The organism is Roseibium sp., assembly GCF_051016195.1.
Lineage (GTDB): Bacteria > Pseudomonadota > Alphaproteobacteria > Rhizobiales > Stappiaceae > Roseibium.
In genome coordinates this window covers 2,937,075-2,955,684 of record NZ_CP134616.1, presented here as the reverse complement: position 1 = coordinate 2,955,684, position 18,610 = coordinate 2,937,075, and the positions used below count along the sequence as shown (strand labels likewise).

The window sequence follows — 18,610 nt, the reverse complement described above, 5'->3', positions numbered from 1 at the left end:
ATCAAATCGGCCAGATCGAGCGCCGCTACCGCAAACCCTCGTTGATGCTCTTCAGCACGCGGCTTCCCGGACAGAGTTCGTCCTTGCCCATACTGTTCAGCGGTTGGCTGGCAAGCTCCATCGTATGATTGAGATCCTGTGACGTCGGATCGAGATAGAGCAGCCCGGTCAGAACCTTTCCTGAGCGATCCGCGGCCTGAAGGGCCATCAGGGCATCTTCGCGGTTGTCTGCCTTGTAGTCCTTGCTGGCCTTGTGCAGATGAATGATCGACCCGTCATGCAGCGTGACGGTCTGGCTCGAGCCTTCCTTGTACTGCGTCCGGATTTCCTCGCGCATCGGGACAAAGTCGACAGGCATGGCTTCCAGGTTGTCGCGCGTGGCCGCGTAGCTCTTGGTTGACCCGGCGTTGTTGGCAAAGGTCACGCAGGGCGACACCACATCGATGAAGGCAAAACCCCTGTGGGCCATGGCTGCGCGGATCAGCGGCTCCAGCTGCTCTTTGTCACCGGAAAAACTGCGCGCAACGAAACTTGCGCCCTGAAGCACCGACAGGCTTGCCAGGTCGATGCCCTCGAAGGGGTTTTGAGTTCCGTACTTGCCCACCGAGCCGAGATCGGCGGTCGCGCTGTCCTGGCCCTTCGTCAGGCCGTAGCAGCCGTTATTCGCGACGATATAGGTCATGTTGACGTTCCGCCGGATCAGGTGAACGAACTGACCCATGCCGATGGAGGCGGTGTCGCCATCGCCGGAGACACCCAGGTAGATCAGATCCCGATTGGCGACGCTTGCCCCGGTCGCAACGGACGGCATCCGGCCGTGCACGGAATTGAAGCCGTGGCTTCGTCCGAGAAAATAGGTCGGCATTTTCGAGGAGCAGCCGATGCCCGAAAGCTTGGCGATGCGGTGCGGCGGAATGGATGACAGGAAACAGGCGTTGCGGATCGCCGCCGAAATACTGTCATGCCCGCATCCCGCGCACAGCGTCGAAATCGATCCGTCATAGTCGGCAACCGTGTATCCGAGGGCGTTTTTCGGCAGCTTCGGGTGCTGGAATTTCGGCTTGTAGTAGGACATCAGGCAGTCTCCGGATGCAGCTTGACGACGTCGGCACTGGTGGCGTTGAGCGCGCGCCGGATTTGACGGGCGATCGTCCGCGCGGTGATCGGCGTGCCGGAATAGTTCAGGACCGAGGTCAGCTTGTCCGGCGCGATATGGCACTCGTTCATGATCAACTGACGCATTTGCCCGTCACGGTTCTGTTCGATGACGAAGACAATGTCGTGCTCGTGCACGAAGGCATCGAGACTTTCGTGAAAGGGGAAGGCCCGAATGCGCATGACATCGATCGGGTAACCTTCCTCGGCCAGGATCTCGACCGCCTCGTATGATGGTGAGGCGGAGGTCCCGAAAAACAGCGCGCCGAGCTTCTGCTTGGTTTTCGGTTTCTTGACCGGGATCGGATCATGCACCTTGGGAACAGGAACGTAGGATTTGGCGGTCTCGAACTTGCGCAGGAGCCGGTCGACGTTCTCCACGTAGTCGTCGCCCTTCTCGGAGTAGATCGCCATGTCGTTTTTCGACGACCCCCGGGTAAAGAACGCCCCCTTGTCGGGATGCGTACCCGGCAGGGTGCGGTAGCAGATGCCGTCGCCGTCCACGTCGACGTAGCGCCCCCAGGTCTCCGCCTCGTCCAGCGCGTCCTTGTCCAGCACCTTGCCCCGGTTCATCTCGTAGTCGTCGTCCCACTCCAACGGCGGTGACATCCAGTCATTCATGCCCAGATCGAGGTCCGACATCATGATCACCGGGGTTTGGAGCTGCTCCGCAAGATCGAAGGCCTGCACGGTCATGTCGAAACACTCCCGCGGCGTCGCCGGGAACAGAAGGACATGCTTGGTATCGCCGTGACTGGCATAGGCCGCTGCCAGAATATCCGACTGCTGGCTTCGGGTTGGCATCCCTGTTGACGGCCCGGATCGTTGCACGTCGATCAGCACGACAGGCACCTCGGCGAAATAGGCCAAGCCCAAAAACTCACTCATCAGCGACAGCCCAGGGCCGGATGTTGCCGTGAACGCACGGGCACCATTCCAGCTGGCCCCGACAACAATGCCCATGGCCGCCAGTTCATCCTCCGCCTGCAGGATCGCAAAGTTCCGTTTGCCCGTGCCCGCGTCGATCCGCATCCGCTCCGCATATTTGGAAAAGGCATCGACCACCGATGTTGACGGCGTGATCGGGTACCAGGCCGCGACTGTCGCACCGCCATAGATGGCGCCGAGAGCTGCAGCCGTGTTGCCGTTCATCAGGATATGCTGGCTCTCGCGGATATGCGGCGCGTCGATGACACTCGAGTCCAGGCGGATCGGCAGAGGACAGGAAAAGTTCTCCTTGGCGAACTGATACCCCATTTCGAGCGCATGAACGTTGGGCGAAATCAGCTTTTCCTTGCCCTTGAACTGATCGCTCAAAAGGTCCTTGAGGATCGAAAAGTCGATATCGAGCAAGGCCGCGAGCGCACCCACATAGACCACGTTCTTCAGGAGTTGCTGCAGCCGCGCAACCTTGAATTCGCGCATGCACATCTCTGTCAGAGGAATACCGAAATAGCTGATGTCGTCGCGCTTGAGATGCGGTGCCAGAGGCCGGGTGGAATCGTAGACGAAGTACCCGCCAGGGCCGACGCTGGCGATATCATCCTCCATCGTCTGCGGGTTGACGCAAAGCATCAGGTCCACGCCGCCCCGCCGGCCGAGATAGCCCTTGGCACTGACCCGCACCTCGTACCAGGTCGGCAGACCCTGGATATTCGACGGAAAGATGTTGCGCGGACTGACCGGCACGCCCATCCGGAAGATTGCCTTGGCAAACAGATGGTTGGCCGATGCGGACCCGGTCCCGTTCACATTGGCGAACTTGACCACGAAATCGTTGACGCCCTCGAGCTGTTTCATTTGACATCCACCAGGTTGGGCGACGCTTTCGCAACATTGTAAAAGAACATCTGCATGTCCCATGCAGCCGTCGGACACCGCTCGGCGCACAGGCCGCAGTGCAGGCAGACATCTTCGTCCTTCACCATGACCCGCCCCGTCGTGAGCTTTCCGGAGACATAAAGGTCCTGCTCGGCGTTCTCCGCCGGGACCATGAGCTTGCCACGCAATTCCTTTTCGGGTGCATTCTGGGTGAAGGTGATGCAACTCGTGGGACAGATGTCCGCGCAGGCGTCGCACTCGATACAGTTGGAATCGGTGAACACCGTCTGCGCATCACAGTTCAGACACCGCTCCGCCTCGATGAACGCCGTTTCCGGATCGAAACCCAGCTCCACTTCCACCATGCGGTCGCTCAGGGATTTCTTGAGATCTTCCAGCGGAACGATTTTGCGCTCGTCGGTGATCGGAATGGAATCGTAGCTCCATTCATGGATGCCCATCTTTTGCCCCACCAGGGTGACATCCGGCGGCGGCCGCTTGGAAAGGTCCTTCCCGTGGCAGTAGAGGTCGATGGAGACGGCCGCCTTGTGGCCATGTGCCACCGCAGTGATGATGTTCGATGGTCCGAAGGCGGAATCGCCGCCGAAAAAGACTTCCTTGCGCGTGGACTGGAACGTCTCGTCATCATTGATGATCGGTGTGCCCCAGCTGGTGAAGCGGATGCCCGTCTCCTTTTCAATCCAGGGAAAGGCGTTCTCCTGGCCGATGGCGACAAGCACGTCATCGCACGGAAAGAATTCGGGTTCTTCGCCGGTCGGAACGAGTTCGCGGCGGCCATCCCTGTGATAGACCGCTTTGACCTTTCCGAAGGTCATGCCGACGAGCTTGCCGTCCTCGACCACGAATTCGCGCGGCACGTGGTTGTCGATGATGGGGATGCCTTCGTGCATGGCGTCTTCCTTTTCCCAGGGAGACGCCTTCATGTCCTCGAAGGGGCTGCGGACAATCACCTTCACGTCCTCGCCGCCAAGACGGCGCGACGTACGGCAGCAATCCATGGCAGTGTTGCCGCCGCCAAGCACGATCACGCGCTTGCCGATTTCCTTGATGTGTTCGAAGGCGACGTTCGCGAGCCAGTTGATGCCGATATGAATGTTCGCATCGGCTTCCTTGCGGCCCGGGAGCTTCGGCAGGTCGCGCCCCTTGGGAGCCCCGGACCCGACAAAGACCGCGTCATAGCCCTTGGTGAGCATGTCGGCCATGCTGTCGACATAGGTGTTGAACACCGTCGTGATGCCCATATCGAGGATATAGCCGATTTCCTCATCAAGTACGCTTTCCGGCAATCGGAACGAAGGGATCTGGCTGCGCATGAAGCCGCCGCCCTTGGCCTGTTCGTCATAAAGGTGCAACTCGTAACCAAGCGGCGCAAGATCACGTGCAACCGTCAGCGATGCCGGACCGGCCCCGATGAGGGCAACCTTCTTGCCGTTGGGCGGCCCTGCCTTCGGCAAAAGGCCCGCCACTTCGTCCTTGAAGTCGGCGGCGACACGCTTCAGCCGGCAGATCGCTACGGGTTCCTCCTCGACGCGGCCACGCCTGCAGGCAGGCTCACACGGCCGGTCGCATGTACGACCGAGCACGCCGGGAAACACGTTGCTTTCCCAGTTGATCAGGTAGGCATCGGTATACCGTTGCTGCGCGATCAGGCGAATATAGGCAGGCACCGGCGTGTGCGCCGGGCAGGCATACTGGCAGTCGACGACCTTGTGAAAATATTCAGGATTCGTCGTATCGGTGGCTCGCACGTCCTTTTCCCCCTCCCATGAGTCCAAGACATATGGCTGCTTCAAATTAAAGCGTGCCGTAATCACCCGTGTAAAGACTACACCATCAGATCGGAGAAGATATTTGACTTTCGAATACTTGCCCGAGAGCTTGCGGACGCCGGAATGCAGCGGAACCGGGCCTGGAGGAAGAGCGGTTTCAATTCATCGCGAACGGACTTGTTGCGACAATCCGGATCCGGCTTCATGATGCCGGGCAACGCCTCAGGGGGCCGTTGGAATGGGGAAAATCCCAACGCAGCGTCAGTTCGTCACCGGTCAGCCGCAGCCCGAGGAAATACCCGCGCACACTGTCCTCGCCGCATTGAGCCGTCGCAGCCGTGAAGGCCCCATCGTCCATTGTCTCGACGGGACCCCAGTCGAGGCTGCACCAGAGCTGTCCCTGTTTCATCCAGACCCGTCCAATCTCGAAAGGCGCGGCAAGCACGGTCCCGCCCGGTTTGATTGGCGCGCGGGCACATTGTTCCGCCGTTCCCCACGTGCCGAGGAACCGGTCATGGTCACCCGCATTGGCCGGACTGACGAACAGTGCCATCAGGAGAAGAAGAAGCGGTGGTTGTTTGTCCATACAGCGAGGATGCGTCAGATCTATCGGCACGCAAAGACGGCCATCGATCACGTCACCGCAATCCGGCGTGACCTCAGATCTCGTATGTGTCCAGATCCTCGACGACTGTTGCCTTGTCATGAAATAGCGAGCGCAAGGCGTTCTGAGCGGACGCCATCTTGTCCGGGCTGTCCATGTGTACCCTGAAATGGGTCAGAAGCAGTCGCCTCACCCCCGCCGATTTCGCGAACTCCGCTATTTCGGTGGGCGTCGGGGTCATTCGCGCCATCAAGGGCTGCGCGGGTTCTCCGTCCAGCCGATAGCACCAGTGCAACAAGAGATCCGCATCGCGGACAAGCGCACTCAGGTCATCGCACAGACCGGCGTCTCCCGAATAGACAAACGTCTTCTGCCCGCACTCAAGACGAAACGCCATGCAGGTCAGATGCGGCTGCGCATGCGGAACGCTACAGGATGAAAGACACCACCGCCCGGCATCAAGCTCGAAGCCTGGTTCAATCTCGGTTATCTCGGGCGACGGCCAGGGACGCGGCACCTCGCCGCCACGCGCACGCCAGACTTCCTGGCTGGGGGCAAAGTCGATCCGGGCATGCAGGTCATGCGCAAACGCGCCGTCCGGTCCGAACAGGCGGTCATGAATATGCTGCAAGGGACGCGGTCCAAACACCTTGAGACGCTTTCCGCCGATCTCCCAGGCCGCGTGCACAAGCCGGGCATAGTCCATCATGTGATCGGAATGCAGATGGCTGAAAAAGACCCAGTCGATATCGGCCGGACTGTGCCCCGCCTCGATCAACCGGCTCACCACCCCGCCGCCGCAATCGAACAGGATTTTTTCGCCACCAGCTTCAACCAGGTACCCGGACGAAGCGCGCCGCGCGTAAGGTTCTGGCGAACCGGACCCGAGAACCGTCAGTTTCATCCCGGCAGCTCAGGCGGCGGTGTTGCGGCGGGCGCACCGAGCTTCATCGCTTTCTCCCTGCCACCGTATCCCTCGACCATTGCAGCCTGGTCGGCAAAGGCTTGTTCGTTCGCAGCATCAACATCCATGAGACCGCGCAGTTCACCCTCCAGATACCTTACCGTTTCCCTGTAAGCGGGATCGGAGGCAAGGTCGGTCAGTTCCTCCGGGTCGGACTTCAGATCGAACAATTCGGGTGGATAATCCACATACCAGTTCAGCTTCCAGCGCCCCTTGCGGAGCATGAACGCGCCCGAAACCGCACCGACTGCGTGATACTGGCTGAGAATGGGACGCTCCGGATCAGCCGGCCTTGCAGCAATCTCCTGAAGCGGCTGCCCCTCGCAATCAAACTCGGAGCCGAAATGCGCGGGGATCGACGCCGAAAGATCCAGAAGGCTGACAGGTGTGTCACAGGTCGCCGGAGCAATGCCGGGCCCGGCCATGATCATCGGAATCGAGACGCTTTCCTGATACAGGTTCGACTTGCCCCACAAACCACGTGCACCGACATTGTCACCGTGATCGGAGGTATAGACGACCAGAGTGTCGTCTCCAAAACCGGCCGCCTCGAGACCGTTCAGGATCCGGCCGACATTGTGGTCCATCCACGTGGTGAGCCCATAATAGGCCGACATTGCGCACAGACGCTCGGCCTCGTCCCGGAACTTACTCTCCGAGTCTGCCATCGCGTTCTGCTTCTCCACCCAGGGATGGCGCACGTAGCCTGTCCTCGGATGGAGCTTCACCTCCGGCAAGCGATCGGCAGGATAAAGGCCGAGATAGTCCTCCGGAACCACGAAGGGAAAATGCGGTGCGACAAGGCCAACATAAAGACACCAGGGACGCGCGTCCTTCAAAAGCGCTCTTTCTTTGAACCAGCGTTGCGATCTCTCAACAACGGCTTCGTCGTAGTCGGTGTAATTGCTGGTCCCCGGACCAATGTAATCACCGAGCATTCTGCCCGGCATATGCACCCGCTCCTCCTCCTGCCGGATCGACGCCCAGACCATGCCGACGCCCCCGGCAACCTGCATCGCGATGTGTTCTGTGTCGAAACCCGCGGGATCTTCGTCATGCCGGTAATGCAGCTTGCCGATGCTCTCGACGGGGACGCCGGTCCGCTGCAATGCGTGCCCCCATCCGGACGGCGACCCGGTATAGGGCATGGCATTATCCCAGAGCCGGTTCTGATGAACATGTCTTCCGGTCGCGAAGGCCGCGCGCGCCGGAACGCAGATCGGCGACGGTGTATAGGCATCGGTGAAACGGATACCCCTTGCCGCAAGGGCATCGAGATGCGGCGTTTGAACAAACGGATGACCGGCACAGCCCATGGCGCGGGCCTGGTGTTCGTCCGACATGATGACGAGGAGATTCGGCTGCGTCATATGTCCAGGTCATCCCTTTCTGCTGCGATCTCGAGTTTGTCGAGAGCACTGTGCAAGGTATCGAGTTCCGATTTTGTCATGCTGGACCGCAGGGCGCGCTGCCGTGCACGCATGATCGGCAGGACTTTCTGGTAAAGCGCATGCCCGTCTCCGGTCAGGGACAGGATGGCGATGCGATGGTCTGCCTTGTCCTCCCGGCTCGTGACCATCCCCCGCTTCATCAGGGTTTTGAGGTTGCGGCTGAACAGGCCCTTGTCGAGCGCTGCGCGCCGCGTGAGCTCGCCCGCATGACTGTCCCCGGACGAGCCGATCAACGCGATGATGCGCCACTGGATCAGTGAGATATCGGCCGCCTCGGACAGTATCCTCTGCGCCTGGGTGTTCAGCTTCGCCTGAACGCGCGACAGGCGGTAGGTCAGAAACTGGTGCAGCGGCTGGGCAAAGAACGTGTCGCTGTCTTCCGCCTGCTGGTTTGGGCTCTTGATCATGGCATCAGTTTCGCCTGCATTGGTTGACCCGTCAACTTTAATGTTGACCAGTCAACTAATTTATGGCTCTCTTGATGAAACAGGGAGGACAAAATGAAAAGAATGCTCAAAGCCGTAATGGCAGCCGCATTCCTCACCGCTACGGGAGGATCTGCCTACGCTGCCGATTGGACACCGCCTGGCCCCATCAAAATGATCATAGCCTTCGCCGCAGGCGGCGGAGCCGACACCCAGGCGCGGCTCATCGCCGAGGAACTGGAAGCCCGTCATGGCTGGAAAGTCATACCGGAGCAAGTCACCGGCAAAGGTGGGCTGAACGCGGTCAAGGCACTGAAAGATGCCCCCGCCGACGGCACCACGATCGGCATGATCGTCTCCGAAACGCTCGGCTACAACATGGCGTCTGCGAAAGCAGGCAAACCAACCGATGTCACGCCAATCACGACGACAGCCGGCACTCAGATGGCCGTCGTCGCACTGACATCCAAGGGCTACAAGTCCTTTGCCGACGTTATCGAAGCGGCTAAGGGCGGCGAGGAAATCCGCTTCGGCGTCATGACGGGACTGCTGGGCGACATCGCCTACCTTGCCGGCAAGAGAAACGGCGTCGATTTCAACATCATCTCGGTCCGCGGTGGCAAGGCAGTCATGAATGGACTCAACGCCGGTGACATGGATATCGGTTTCGGCGCCGGCATCCAGGCAAAGGCTGTCGCGGCCGGCGACATGGTCGAGCTTGCTTCTGCAAGGGGTGAACCGCTGATCAATTCGCCGGATGCGCCGCTTCTCAAGGATTTCGGCGTTGAATTTGTCAACGAAACCACCTTCCTTTTTGCCGGTCCGCCCGACGTGGACCCGGCGGCCCGCGACGCGATTGCAAAGGCGATCGGCGAAATCGTCACCAGCGATGGCGGCAAGGCCAATGCCTTCATTACCAAGGGCTTCGGTGGCCCGGTTGTCATTTCGGGCGAGGATCTGGAAGCCAGTCTCCAGCAAAGCTTCGACGCGTCCGGAGCATTGATCTCCGCGGTCAACGAATAAGCCGTTACCCCTTGTCGCGGGCAGATTTCCCCTGCCCGCGGCGACCCTTACCCCGGGGGCCGGAACATGCAGAAACTTTCGACCAATCTTGTTCTGGGCCTTACCTGCATTGTCATCGCGCTTTTTGTTGTCTTTGTCTGGATCCCCCTCGATACGGATACCTGGCTGGTTGAACGCTCGCGCGGAAAATACATCGTCGGCGACAGCCTCGCACCCGCGCTGGCGGCAGCGTTCATTCTCATTGCCGGCCTGATGCTGCTGATCGAAAAGCGAACGGAAGACCAGCGCCCGGGCCTGGATAATCTGAAGTTCATTGGCGCGATGATTGCCTTGGGGATCGTTTCGATCCTTGTCATGCGTTGGGCAGGTCCCGCCGCGGTTGCCCTTTTTCAGGACGGCAACGAGTACAGGCTCCTGCGCGACTCAGCGCCCTGGAAGTATATCGGTTTTGCGCTTGGCGGCAGTCTCATGGTCTTTTCGATGATCGCCTTTGTGGAAGGCAAACCCTCGCTGCGCGCGGGGCTGATCGCGATCATCGCGGTCGCCGGGATCATCATGCTGTACGACCTGCCGTTTGACGACGTTCTTCTGCCTCCAAACGGAGACGTCTGATGTCGGACCTCGGCGCGCTCGACTATATCTGGATGGGAGCACTGGCGGTTTTCCAGGGGCCGGAACTGTTTTCGGTGTTCGGCCTCACCATCTCCGTCACGCTGGCGATGGTCACTTTCGGCCTGATCCTCGGGATCGTGGTCGGCGCAACACCCGGGCTCGGCGGTGTCATTGCAATGGCAATCTCCCTGCCGATCCTGATTTCCGTCTTCGGTTTCAACGCGGACGCCCTGCTCCCGGTCATGGGCTTTCTGATCGGTGTCATGAAAGGCTCAACGGTGGGCGGCGCCGTGCCTGCGATCCTTTTCAACACGCCCGGAACACCGGACGCCTTCATGACCACGCTTGACGGCTACCCGATGGCCCGGTCCGGAAAAGCCCGGAAAGCTCTGAAAATCTCGCATTTCTCCTCCGCTTCGGGCGACACGTTTTCCGATCTTGTCTTGATCGTTTGCGCCCCCTTTCTGGCGATCCTGGTCGAGGCCTACCTGGATCTTCCGGAAAAGACCGCGCTCATCATTTTGTCGCTCAGCTTCATCGCGGCCGTTGTCGGCGGTTCCCCGGCCAAGGGCCTGCTGAGCTGCGGCCTCGGTCTGCTGGCCGTGTTCATCGGCACCGGCGAGGACTTCTACCCGCGCCTCAGCTTCGGAACCTACGCCCTGTCGGACGGCATTCCGATCACGGCAGCCGTCATCGGCATTCTGGTTCTGGGGGCGATCTTCACCGAACTCGAAACCCTTTGGCACCAGTCCCGCCGCAGCGGTGCGATCGAGATGGTCAAGGACGAAGGCGACCAGCGCCTGCACTGGAAGGACATCAAGCGTATCCTGCCGTTCGTCGCGCGGTCTTCGGTTATCGGAACGGCGATCGGAGCGCTTCCGGGGATCGGCTCCACGCTGGCAGCGACAATCGGTTATGCCACCGGGCAACGATTCTATAACAAGCGCAAAGGCACCGAGGATCCCGAATTCGGCGAAGGTGCGCCTGAGGGGATTGCGTCAACCGAAGCCGCCAATTCCTCCGTCTCCGGCGCCAATCTGATTCCGGTGCTGTCACTCGGCATCCCCGGCAACACGGCGGCGGTGTTCCTGATCCTGGCGGCCGAGAGCATCGGCGGCTTCAATCCCGGCCCGGCCGTCTTCAAGTTCTCGACCGATCTCAACCCGGAACTCGTGATCGTCTTCGGCCTCTTCACGACGATGATCATCGCCAACATCCTGAACTGGACCGTCGGCGGCGTTTTCATGCGTTCGCTCGGCGTGCTGTCGCAGATCCCGAAACAGCTGCTTCTGCCGGTCGTCTTCCTGCTCACACTCGCCTCGCTCTACGTTCAGGAAACGGCAATGAGCGCGGTCTGGTTCGCCTTCGGTTTCGGTGTCCTTGGCTATTTCATGCGGCGCTTCGGAATTTCTCCGCTCCCCTTCGTGATCGCCTTTGTTCTGGGGAGCCGCCTTGAGGAAACCGCGCGTCAGGCCTTTTCCGCAACCGGCGGCGACCCTTTCTTTCTTCTGAAAAGCCCCGTCGCCGCCGTCTTCATCCTGGCCGCGGTGGCAATCGTCTTTTTCTCCATTCGCAGCCCTAAGGTTTCAGGCAAATGACCCGTCCCAACATCCTGCTGATTTCAGCTGACCAGCAACGCGCCGACTGCTTCGGCTTCATGGGGCGCAAGGTCAAGACCCCTCATCTCGACCAGCTTGCAAGCGAAGGCACGCATTTCACGGCCTGCATCACACCGTCCGTGGTATGCCAGCCCGCGCGGGCCTCGATCCTCACGGGTCAGCTCTGCCGGACTCATGGTGTCCACGACAACGGCATCGACCTTGACCGGGAGATCGGCGAAAAAGGCTGGGCCGGCACCATGGCTGCCGCCGGTTACCAGACCAGCTATTTCGGCAAGGCCCATTTCTCGACCTACCACACCTATGAGCCGACCGGTTCACCGGAGTGCCTGCGCTCTTCCGCAAACTACCCGGCAGACTGGAACGGTCCCTATATGGGCTTTCAGCATCTTGAATTGATGCTTGTCGGGCACAATTGGTGGGCACCGGAAAAGCCGCCCGCCGGACAGCATTACGAACGCTACTTTCACATGGACGGAAGGGGTGACGAGAAGATCAGGCTGATGTGGGAAAATGCCGGCGACACCAAGGATGCAGCGCAGACCTGGCATTCGAAACTGCCAACCGCCTGGCACAACACCCCGTGGACCGCCGACAGGGCCATTGAATGGCTCAAGCATGGACGCGACACGGAAAAGCCCTTCAGCACCTGGATCAGCTTCCCCGATCCGCATCACCCCTTCGACTGCCCCGAGCCCTGGTCCTGGCTTCATAAGCCGGAGGAAGTCGATCTACCCGAAAACCGCACCCGCCATTACGACGGCAAACCCTGGTGGCACAGGGCCGCTATGGAAAATGATCCGGCGGATCCCAAATTCGCGGATATCCGCAAGCAGTACAGCCGCATCGCCCCCCAGACGGACGAGCAGTTGCGTGAGATCATCGCCAACACCTACGGTCAGCTGGCTTTCATCGACCACCAGGTTGGTCGCCTGATGATTGCATTGCAGGAAGCCGGCATCGCTGACAACACCATCGTGATCTATATCTCCGATCATGGCGACTGGCTGGGCGATCACGGCCTGATCCTGAAAGGTCCGATGCACTACGAGGGTCTGCTGCGTGTTCCCATGATCGCAAGGGGCCCAGGCATCCGGGCCGGTGCAGCGGTCGACCAGCCCGTCTCGACGCTTGATCTCGGCCCGACCTTTTTCGACTACGGAAGCGCTGACCCACTACTGACCCAGCATGGACAAAGTCTGCGCCCGCTCCTGGAAACGGCAGACGCAACCCGCGACTTCGCACTCAACGAATGGGGCCTGCTTCCCGGACGGGTCGGAGTTGCGCTCGAACTGCGCACCGTGCGCACGCGCACGCACAAGCTGACGATCGATGAAAACTCAGGCGCAGGCGAACTCTACGACCTGACGGCGGATCCGTTTGAACAAAACAATCTCTTCGACGATCCGGCAGTGGCCGGAACACGCCGGAAACTGGAGGGTTACATCGCCACCCGTCCGGACGACCTCCAGCCTCACAATACGCCGGTTGGCACGGCGTAACGTGGTGCAAGTCAAAGATCACAAAGTTACTCAAATATCCCATTGTCAGATTAGCAAAGTAATAAAATAACATATTACTTCACGTTTGACAGAACAACATAAATTGTTTGCAATAAAATCACCTGAAAAAACGCCTGCGCTGAATCTGAACAGTACAGGTGAAAAACGACGTAAGAACAGGGTGGGATTCGAATGCCGCAGATTTCAAGCTTAACCAGTTTATCACTGATCATGACCGGTCTTGTTTGCTTACAAAGCAGCAGTGGCATTGCCCAGGAGAACGCTCCACCGAAACAGATCCTGTTCACGAATGTCCATGTTTTCGACGGGGTCAACGAACAGCGTATCGAGAATGCCAGCGTGCTGGTCGAAGGAAACTTGATCAAGTCGGTTTCCACCGAAGCAATCAATGCGCCGGACGCCGAATCCATAGACGGTGGCGGCCGAACGCTGACGCCCGGGTTCATCGAGACCCACGCCCACCTCATGCTCATGGGACCAAGCCTGCCGCTGATGGAATCCAATACCACCTGGGAAGACTTCGGCATTCATGGAACCAGAATGGCCGAAATGTATCTGATGCAGGGTTTCACCACCGTGCGCGATGCCGGCGGCGGCAACGGTGGCCTGCGCCGGGCCATCGATGCGGGCAAGATCCCCGGTCCGCGATACTACCCGTCGGCAGCCTTTCTCGGCACCCGCGGCGGCCACGCCGATTTCGCCAATTTCACCGCACCTCCGGGATCGGAAACCAACTTCAGCCGTCTCAACATGGCCCAGGAAGTCGACAGCGTCGCCGATGTTCACAAATACGGGCGCAATAATTTTCGAATGGGTGCCACCCAGCTCAAATACATGCAATCCGGAGGTGTTGTGTCCGCTTTCGACCCGTGGCAACTGCTTGCCGGATCGAAGGCGGAAATCGAGGCGGCTGTCCAGGTCGCGAACGAATACGGCAGCTACGTGATGGCGCATTCCTATCGCAAGGAAGCCATCCTGAACGCGCTCGAGGCAGGCGTGAAATCAATCGAACACGGGTTCTCGTTCGACTGCGAAATCGCCGAGGTGATGACCGAGAAGGGAGCCTATATCACCACGAACCTAACGGCCTTCGACCCGGGCCTGCTCGATATTCCCGCAGTCGCCAGCGTGCCGTCGAGTCTCGCCAAGGCGAAGTCGGCCTCGGCGACGTTCGCTGGCTACATCGACAACATGAAAAAATGCCCGGTGAAACGCGGCTTCCAGACGGATTGTGTCGGGTCGGTGGAAGCCTGCAACATCCAGATCGCCTATGAGAAACATCTGAACAATGATTTCTTCGGCCCCTACACCTCGATGGTCACGCTGACCTCGACCGGCGGAGAGATTGTTGCCCTTTCGGGAGACTTCATGAACCCGTATCTGGACGGCAAGTTGGGCGTGATCGAGGAAGGCGCCTACGCGGACATTCTCCTGATCGACGGCAATCCGCTGGAGGACTTCAGCGTGGTTGGAACCGGTGATCAATGGTTCGGAGCCGATCCGCGTCCCGAAAGTCCCGAAACGATCCGCCTGATCATGAAGGACGGCGTGATCTACAAGAACACGCTGAACTGATCCGGAGCCGGAAATGATGACTTTCCTCTCGCTTCGATCAGCGAAGACGTGCGTCCTCGCGGGATTAGCCGCAAGCTTTCTGTTTGCACTCGCTCAAGTGGGTTCTGCAGATGCATCGGAGGTCACCTGGAGCGACCTTCCCGACCGCGCTGCCCAGACCTTCGAGGATCCCTACCGCAACCTGAGCACGGCGCAACTCGATGCGCTTCTGAGGGTTGTGCGCATGCGTGAGCAGCTGGAAGACCCGGACCTTGCCGGTAACCTGCGCTCTGAACTGGAGCAAAACCTCGCCGACGCGGTTGATGAACTGGAGCGAGCCGGCATCGAACCGGACTGGCTCATATCGCAGCGCTGGGTCGTTGCCGAACGGCGCGAGCGCGCGGCAACCGCAGGTAATCCCGCCCTCGACGGGTCACAGGCAACGCTGTCGGGCTTCGTCATCCCGGCACCGCCGGACGCCGAGGGCCGGTTCACGGCATATCTCGTGCCGGAGCGCGGCATGTGCAGCCATGTGCCGCCGCCACCGCCCAATCAGCTTCTGAGGCTGGTGTTCGAGGAGGCATGGTACCCCCAGTTCATCTATGAACCGGTCAGGGTCAGCGGCCGTCTTGAAATCGACCCTTCCCAAAGGGTCATGCGCGTGGTGGACGGTCCGGTGAAGATGGCCTCAACTTTCACCATTGATGTCGCCAGCGTGGAAGCGCTGGTGCCCGGGAATGCCGTGAAACGATGGCCACTCCGGCCTCCGTCCACTGGAAAGGGCGGGCAGGCGGATCGCAAATGACTGTTTGCTCCCCGACATCGGTGCTTTCACTCTGTCCTGTCACCGGCATGGCAGCGGCGGCAGGGTCCGCATGGGCAGAAACCATTGAGGCGCCGGGCCTCGGCGGACCAAGTTCCGTCCGCGCAGAGCTTACCGGCGGCGACGGATTGACGGACCCGCAGTTCAGGTCCCGTTTCCTGCAGGCAAACCTGCCCGCATGGTTCGCCTTCAAGGACGCTCTGAGGGAAAACGCGAATATCGACTTCAAGATCGACTATCTCAGCCTTGGGCAATGGTCGAACGCGGATGTCGGCCAGGGTCACGCCGCCGGCGGCATCGCCAGGATCTACGGCACCTGGCAGGCTTTTGAGAATGGCGGCCTCACCGCCAAGGTGGAGCACAGAACCGCCTATACCAATGTCGCGCCGCAGTTTTTCGGGTTTGACAGCGGCGCCCAGTCGATCACCGGAACCGCCTTCAACGACATCCAACTGGCCCTGACAAATCTGTTCTGGACGCAGCGCGCGGAAAATCGTGCCTGGACGCTGCAGGCTGGCCAGATCGACGTAACCGACTTTGTCGATGTTTACGGTCTCGTCAGCCCCTATAGCGCTTTCCAGAACCTGGCCTTCAACACCAACCCGACGATCAACGCCCCCAACCCCGGTCTCGCCATTGCCGGCGGTGTCCGCCTGCACGAAAACATCTACGCGATCGCCAGCATCGCCGATGCCAACGGCAATCCCGCCGAACCGAACTTCGATGTGTTCAAGACCGGCGAAACCTTCAAGAGTTTCGAAATCGGCTACATGAGCAGCCAGGACCGGATCTATTTCGACAACATCCACTTGACGTTCTGGCAAAGCGACGGCGCGGACGACGGCTCGCGCCGGGATGACTGGGGTGTTGCGGGGTCGGCGGCCTGGTTCTTCGACAATCGCTGGATGCCATTCCTGCGTGCCGGGTTTTCTCAAGGCGAAGCAGCCCTCTACAAGACAACAGTTTCCGCCGGCCTCGGGCTTTACACGCGCCAGACCGACCTCCTCGGCGTCGGGCTGAACTGGTCCGATCCGGGTGACGCGTTTGATGAGGACCAGTACACGGCGGAAATATTCTATCGCCTGACCGTTTCGCCGAACCTGGCGATCACGCCGAGCGTCCAGCTGATCGCGAACCCGGCTTTGAACCCGGCTGAAGACAGCCTCGCCATATTCGGGCTTCGCGGACGGATCGCGCTATGAAGCGCTGGTGGGACCCTTTCCGGGCCAGGCTGTTCGACAACCGGCTCCATAACGAGCTGACAAGCAGGGAAGATCTCGCCGATCGCATGGACCGCACTTCGCGGGCAACGGTCCCGTTTTTTCTGATGCTCTCGCTCAGCGCCGTACTGGCGACGCTTGGTCTCATCGCCAACAGCACGGCGACAGTGATCGGCGCCATGATCGTGGCTCCGCTGATGTCACCGATCATGAGCACGGCTTTCGGGATCGCGACCTTCGACATAAGACTTGTCGCGCGCGCGCTCGCGACAGCGGTTCTGGGGTCATGTTGCGTGGTGGCAGTCGGCTATTGTGGCGTTCTCCTGGTTGGCGCGCGCGTCGTCGGCCCGGAAATCCTGGCGCGCACCAGTCCGTCCATGCTTGATCTCGTTGTTGCACTTGCCGCCGGCTGCGCCGGGGCCTATGCACAAACGCGGCCACGCATTGCCGATTCAATCGCCGGCGTCGCGATCGCCGTTGCCCTTGTCCCACCGCTTGCAGTGACCGGGATCGGGCTCGCCCTTGGCGACAAGGCGAGTTCGGCGCTCGGGGTCGGCATGGAAGACCTGGGGCTCAGCGATGCAGGTCTTGATATTGCCGCCGGCGGGTTCCTGCTGTTCCTGACCAACTTCGTCGGCATCGTCATCATCGCGGGCCTCGTCTTCATCGTCCAGAATTATGGCGATTGGAAAAAGGGCCTCGCCACGCTGATGGTGATGATGCTCGGAAGCTATGCGCTTATGCCGCCCCTGCAGACCGCACTTTACGAAATCTACGTGAAGAACCGCCTGCTCAGGATCGTCAACAAGAACCTCGATCTCGACAAGGCCATGAATGAAGACCACAAGGTTGGCCGGATCCATTCCGTCAGTGTGGACTATCGTCACGGCCGGGTCCTTGTCTCCGTTGTCATGACGGCGGACCGTGCAGAGCTCGAAAGCGCTCAGGCCGGTCTAGACCGGTTCGTGGCCCAACTCTCGCGCGACATCAAGCAGGAGGTCTTGATCCAGGTGGATATCGAAGCCGTCGACATCCACCGTTTCACCGCTCGTGGCGATGAACAGTAGTTGACTTGGCCTCAGCCAGATTGATCCCGGAGAGGGTTGCAGGCGGACTGCATCCAGTCCGCCAACAGCTGCGCCTCCGAAGACAATGCCATGCCGGAGCGGTGCACAAGGCCATAATCGGATCCGTCGGGTGAAAAGCCAAACGGGGAGACAAGACGCTTGCCGGCGACATCGTCAGCTGCGATGACAAACGGAGACAAGCCCACGCCGAGACCGGCGCACGCCGCCTCCGTCATCAGAAAATGATGATCCATCCCTCGGCGCTCCCGCGGCCGTGGCGCATCGGGGTTTGAGGCGAGCCACCGATCCCAGGCTTCCGGCCGGGTTTTGGTGACAAGAGCGACATAATCACCAGCCTCGAAACGCACCCGCATGCCATCGGCCATGACGGGCCCCACGCGTTCAGGAAACAGGGGTAGGATCGTCCACGTTTCGTCCAGCGCAAAATCCAGCCTGCGAAGCGCAAGAAACGCTCCGTTGCCCTGCTCCTCGATGGGCCCGCCGCCAACCGAGAGATGAACCTTCACATCCGGATGCTCATCCTGAAACCGGCTCAGGCGCGGGATCAGCCAGCGCATGGCGACAGAGCGCTCGCAGGAGAGAACAACAGCGCGATCTGCCAGACCTTGTGCGTTGCGAACGGTTGTAATCGTACGCAGCAGATCATCAAAACTGCGCCGGCACGCATCGCGCAGGCTCTCCCCTGCGCGCGTGAGTGCAAGACCGCGCCCGGCCTTCCGAAACAGCGGGACACCAACCGCGTCCGCCAGGCGCGAAAGCCGCCGGCTCACCGCTGCGTGGGTAAGCGCAAGCTCGTCCGCAGCTGCGCGCACAGAGCCCCTTCGCGCGGTTGCCTCAAAGGCACGCAGATCGTCCAGATACGGCAAATCGGATCGCTTCATTGGTAACTTATTATCACCAATACCGGTGAAATACCATTGCTTGTCATTGACAGGAAA

At 60.2% G+C, this 18,610-nt stretch carries 16 protein-coding genes; 8 read left to right on the top strand and 8 right to left on the bottom strand.

Annotated features, from left to right (window positions below; translation table 11 throughout):
* Positions 1-25: 25 nt before the first annotated feature.
* The 7 genes from RDA78_RS13610 to RDA78_RS13580 all read right to left on the bottom strand — a co-directional run bounded on the left by RDA78_RS13610 (position 26) and on the right by RDA78_RS13580 (position 8,192).
* Positions 26-1,075 carry a 2-oxoacid:ferredoxin oxidoreductase subunit beta gene (locus RDA78_RS13610; protein ID WP_434055835.1) on the bottom strand — a complete coding sequence of 350 codons (1,050 nt, stop codon included), beginning with the start codon at positions 1,073-1,075 and terminating at the stop codon, positions 26-28.
* Entirely contained in the window at positions 1,075-2,955 is a 1,881-nt protein-coding gene (locus tag RDA78_RS13605; RefSeq protein WP_434055834.1) for a 2-oxoacid:acceptor oxidoreductase subunit alpha, read from the bottom strand. Before RDA78_RS13605 ends, RDA78_RS13610 begins: the two co-directional genes overlap by 1 nt.
* Entirely contained in the window at positions 2,952-4,745 is a 1,794-nt protein-coding gene (locus tag RDA78_RS13600; RefSeq protein ID WP_434055833.1) for an FAD-dependent oxidoreductase, read from the bottom strand. Before RDA78_RS13600 ends, RDA78_RS13605 begins: the two co-directional genes overlap by 4 nt.
* A 223-nt stretch (positions 4,746-4,968) precedes the next feature.
* Positions 4,969-5,352 (bottom strand): hypothetical protein, encoded by a 384-nt coding sequence (locus RDA78_RS13595; protein WP_434055832.1) that lies wholly within the window; start codon positions 5,350-5,352, stop codon positions 4,969-4,971.
* 73 nt (positions 5,353-5,425) lie between these two features.
* The gene (locus RDA78_RS13590; protein WP_434055831.1) at positions 5,426-6,274 is read right to left on the bottom strand and encodes an MBL fold metallo-hydrolase; all 849 of its coding nucleotides are present in this window, start codon (positions 6,272-6,274) and stop codon (positions 5,426-5,428) included.
* Positions 6,271-7,704, bottom strand: coding sequence for a sulfatase-like hydrolase/transferase (locus tag RDA78_RS13585; RefSeq protein WP_434055830.1), 1,434 nt, complete (start codon positions 7,702-7,704; stop codon positions 6,271-6,273). Before RDA78_RS13585 ends, RDA78_RS13590 begins: the two co-directional genes overlap by 4 nt.
* Positions 7,701-8,192: a MarR family winged helix-turn-helix transcriptional regulator gene (locus tag RDA78_RS13580; protein WP_434055829.1), complete on the bottom strand. Its 492-nt coding sequence runs from the start codon at positions 8,190-8,192 to the stop codon at positions 7,701-7,703. Before RDA78_RS13580 ends, RDA78_RS13585 begins: the two co-directional genes overlap by 4 nt.
* Positions 8,193-8,285: 93 nt before the next feature.
* Here RDA78_RS13580 and RDA78_RS13575 point away from each other — a divergent pair, with 93 nt between their 5' ends.
* From RDA78_RS13575 to RDA78_RS13540, 8 genes are all read left to right on the top strand, one after another.
* The gene (locus RDA78_RS13575; protein WP_434055828.1) at positions 8,286-9,233 is read left to right on the top strand and encodes a Bug family tripartite tricarboxylate transporter substrate binding protein; all 948 of its coding nucleotides are present in this window, start codon (positions 8,286-8,288) and stop codon (positions 9,231-9,233) included.
* Between the two features lie 66 nt (positions 9,234-9,299).
* Positions 9,300-9,845, top strand: a complete 546-nt coding sequence (locus tag RDA78_RS13570; protein ID WP_434055827.1) for a hypothetical protein — start codon at positions 9,300-9,302, stop codon at positions 9,843-9,845.
* The gene (locus tag RDA78_RS13565; protein WP_434055826.1) at positions 9,845-11,443 is read left to right on the top strand and encodes a tripartite tricarboxylate transporter permease; all 1,599 of its coding nucleotides are present in this window, start codon (positions 9,845-9,847) and stop codon (positions 11,441-11,443) included. Before RDA78_RS13570 ends, RDA78_RS13565 begins: the two co-directional genes overlap by 1 nt.
* Complete coding sequence (locus RDA78_RS13560; protein WP_434055825.1) at positions 11,440-12,966, top strand: sulfatase-like hydrolase/transferase; 1,527 nt, start codon at positions 11,440-11,442, stop codon at positions 12,964-12,966. Before RDA78_RS13565 ends, RDA78_RS13560 begins: the two co-directional genes overlap by 4 nt.
* A 192-nt stretch (positions 12,967-13,158) precedes the next feature.
* A complete protein-coding gene (locus tag RDA78_RS13555; protein ID WP_434055824.1) occupies positions 13,159-14,562 on the top strand; it encodes an amidohydrolase family protein in 1,404 nt (467 codons plus the stop codon).
* A gap of 97 nt (positions 14,563-14,659) precedes the next feature.
* The gene (locus RDA78_RS13550) at positions 14,660-15,346 is read left to right on the top strand and encodes a DUF3299 domain-containing protein (protein WP_434055823.1); all 687 of its coding nucleotides are present in this window, start codon (positions 14,660-14,662) and stop codon (positions 15,344-15,346) included.
* Positions 15,343-16,566 carry a carbohydrate porin gene (locus tag RDA78_RS13545; protein ID WP_434055822.1) on the top strand — a complete coding sequence of 408 codons (1,224 nt, stop codon included), beginning with the start codon at positions 15,343-15,345 and terminating at the stop codon, positions 16,564-16,566. The genes RDA78_RS13550 and RDA78_RS13545 overlap by 4 nt, the downstream gene beginning before the upstream one ends.
* The gene (locus RDA78_RS13540; RefSeq protein WP_434055821.1) at positions 16,563-17,651 is read left to right on the top strand and encodes a DUF389 domain-containing protein; all 1,089 of its coding nucleotides are present in this window, start codon (positions 16,563-16,565) and stop codon (positions 17,649-17,651) included. The genes RDA78_RS13545 and RDA78_RS13540 overlap by 4 nt, the downstream gene beginning before the upstream one ends.
* An 11-nt stretch (positions 17,652-17,662) precedes the next feature.
* Here the strand turns inward: RDA78_RS13540 and RDA78_RS13535 are convergent, their stop codons facing one another.
* A complete protein-coding gene (locus RDA78_RS13535; protein WP_434055820.1) occupies positions 17,663-18,553 on the bottom strand; it encodes a LysR family transcriptional regulator in 891 nt (296 codons plus the stop codon).
* Between the last annotated feature and the right edge of the window lie 57 nt (positions 18,554-18,610).

Bases quoted from the DNA above. Each gene is read 5' to 3' on its own strand.
- RDA78_RS13610 (WP_434055835.1), bottom strand. From the start codon at position 1,075: ATGTCCTACTACAAGCCGAAATTCCAGCACCCGAAGCTGCCGAAAAAC.
- RDA78_RS13605 (WP_434055834.1), bottom strand. From the start codon at position 2,955: ATGAAACAGCTCGAGGGCGTCAACGATTTCGTGGTCAAGTTCGCCAAT.
- RDA78_RS13595 (WP_434055832.1), bottom strand. From the start codon at position 5,352: ATGGACAAACAACCACCGCTTCTTCTTCTCCTGATGGCACTGTTCGTC.
- RDA78_RS13590 (WP_434055831.1), bottom strand. From the start codon at position 6,274: ATGAAACTGACGGTTCTCGGGTCCGGTTCGCCAGAACCTTACGCGCGG.
- RDA78_RS13585 (WP_434055830.1), bottom strand. From the start codon at position 7,704: ATGACGCAGCCGAATCTCCTCGTCATCATGTCGGACGAACACCAGGCC.
- RDA78_RS13580 (WP_434055829.1), bottom strand. From the start codon at position 8,192: ATGATCAAGAGCCCAAACCAGCAGGCGGAAGACAGCGACACGTTCTTT.
- RDA78_RS13575 (WP_434055828.1), top strand. From the start codon at position 8,286: ATGAAAAGAATGCTCAAAGCCGTAATGGCAGCCGCATTCCTCACCGCT.
- RDA78_RS13570 (WP_434055827.1), top strand. From the start codon at position 9,300: ATGCAGAAACTTTCGACCAATCTTGTTCTGGGCCTTACCTGCATTGTC.
- RDA78_RS13565 (WP_434055826.1), top strand. From the start codon at position 9,845: ATGTCGGACCTCGGCGCGCTCGACTATATCTGGATGGGAGCACTGGCG.
- RDA78_RS13560 (WP_434055825.1), top strand. From the start codon at position 11,440: ATGACCCGTCCCAACATCCTGCTGATTTCAGCTGACCAGCAACGCGCC.
- RDA78_RS13555 (WP_434055824.1), top strand. From the start codon at position 13,159: ATGCCGCAGATTTCAAGCTTAACCAGTTTATCACTGATCATGACCGGT.
- RDA78_RS13545 (WP_434055822.1), top strand. From the start codon at position 15,343: ATGACTGTTTGCTCCCCGACATCGGTGCTTTCACTCTGTCCTGTCACC.
- RDA78_RS13540 (WP_434055821.1), top strand. From the start codon at position 16,563: ATGAAGCGCTGGTGGGACCCTTTCCGGGCCAGGCTGTTCGACAACCGG.
- RDA78_RS13535 (WP_434055820.1), bottom strand. From the start codon at position 18,553: ATGAAGCGATCCGATTTGCCGTATCTGGACGATCTGCGTGCCTTTGAG.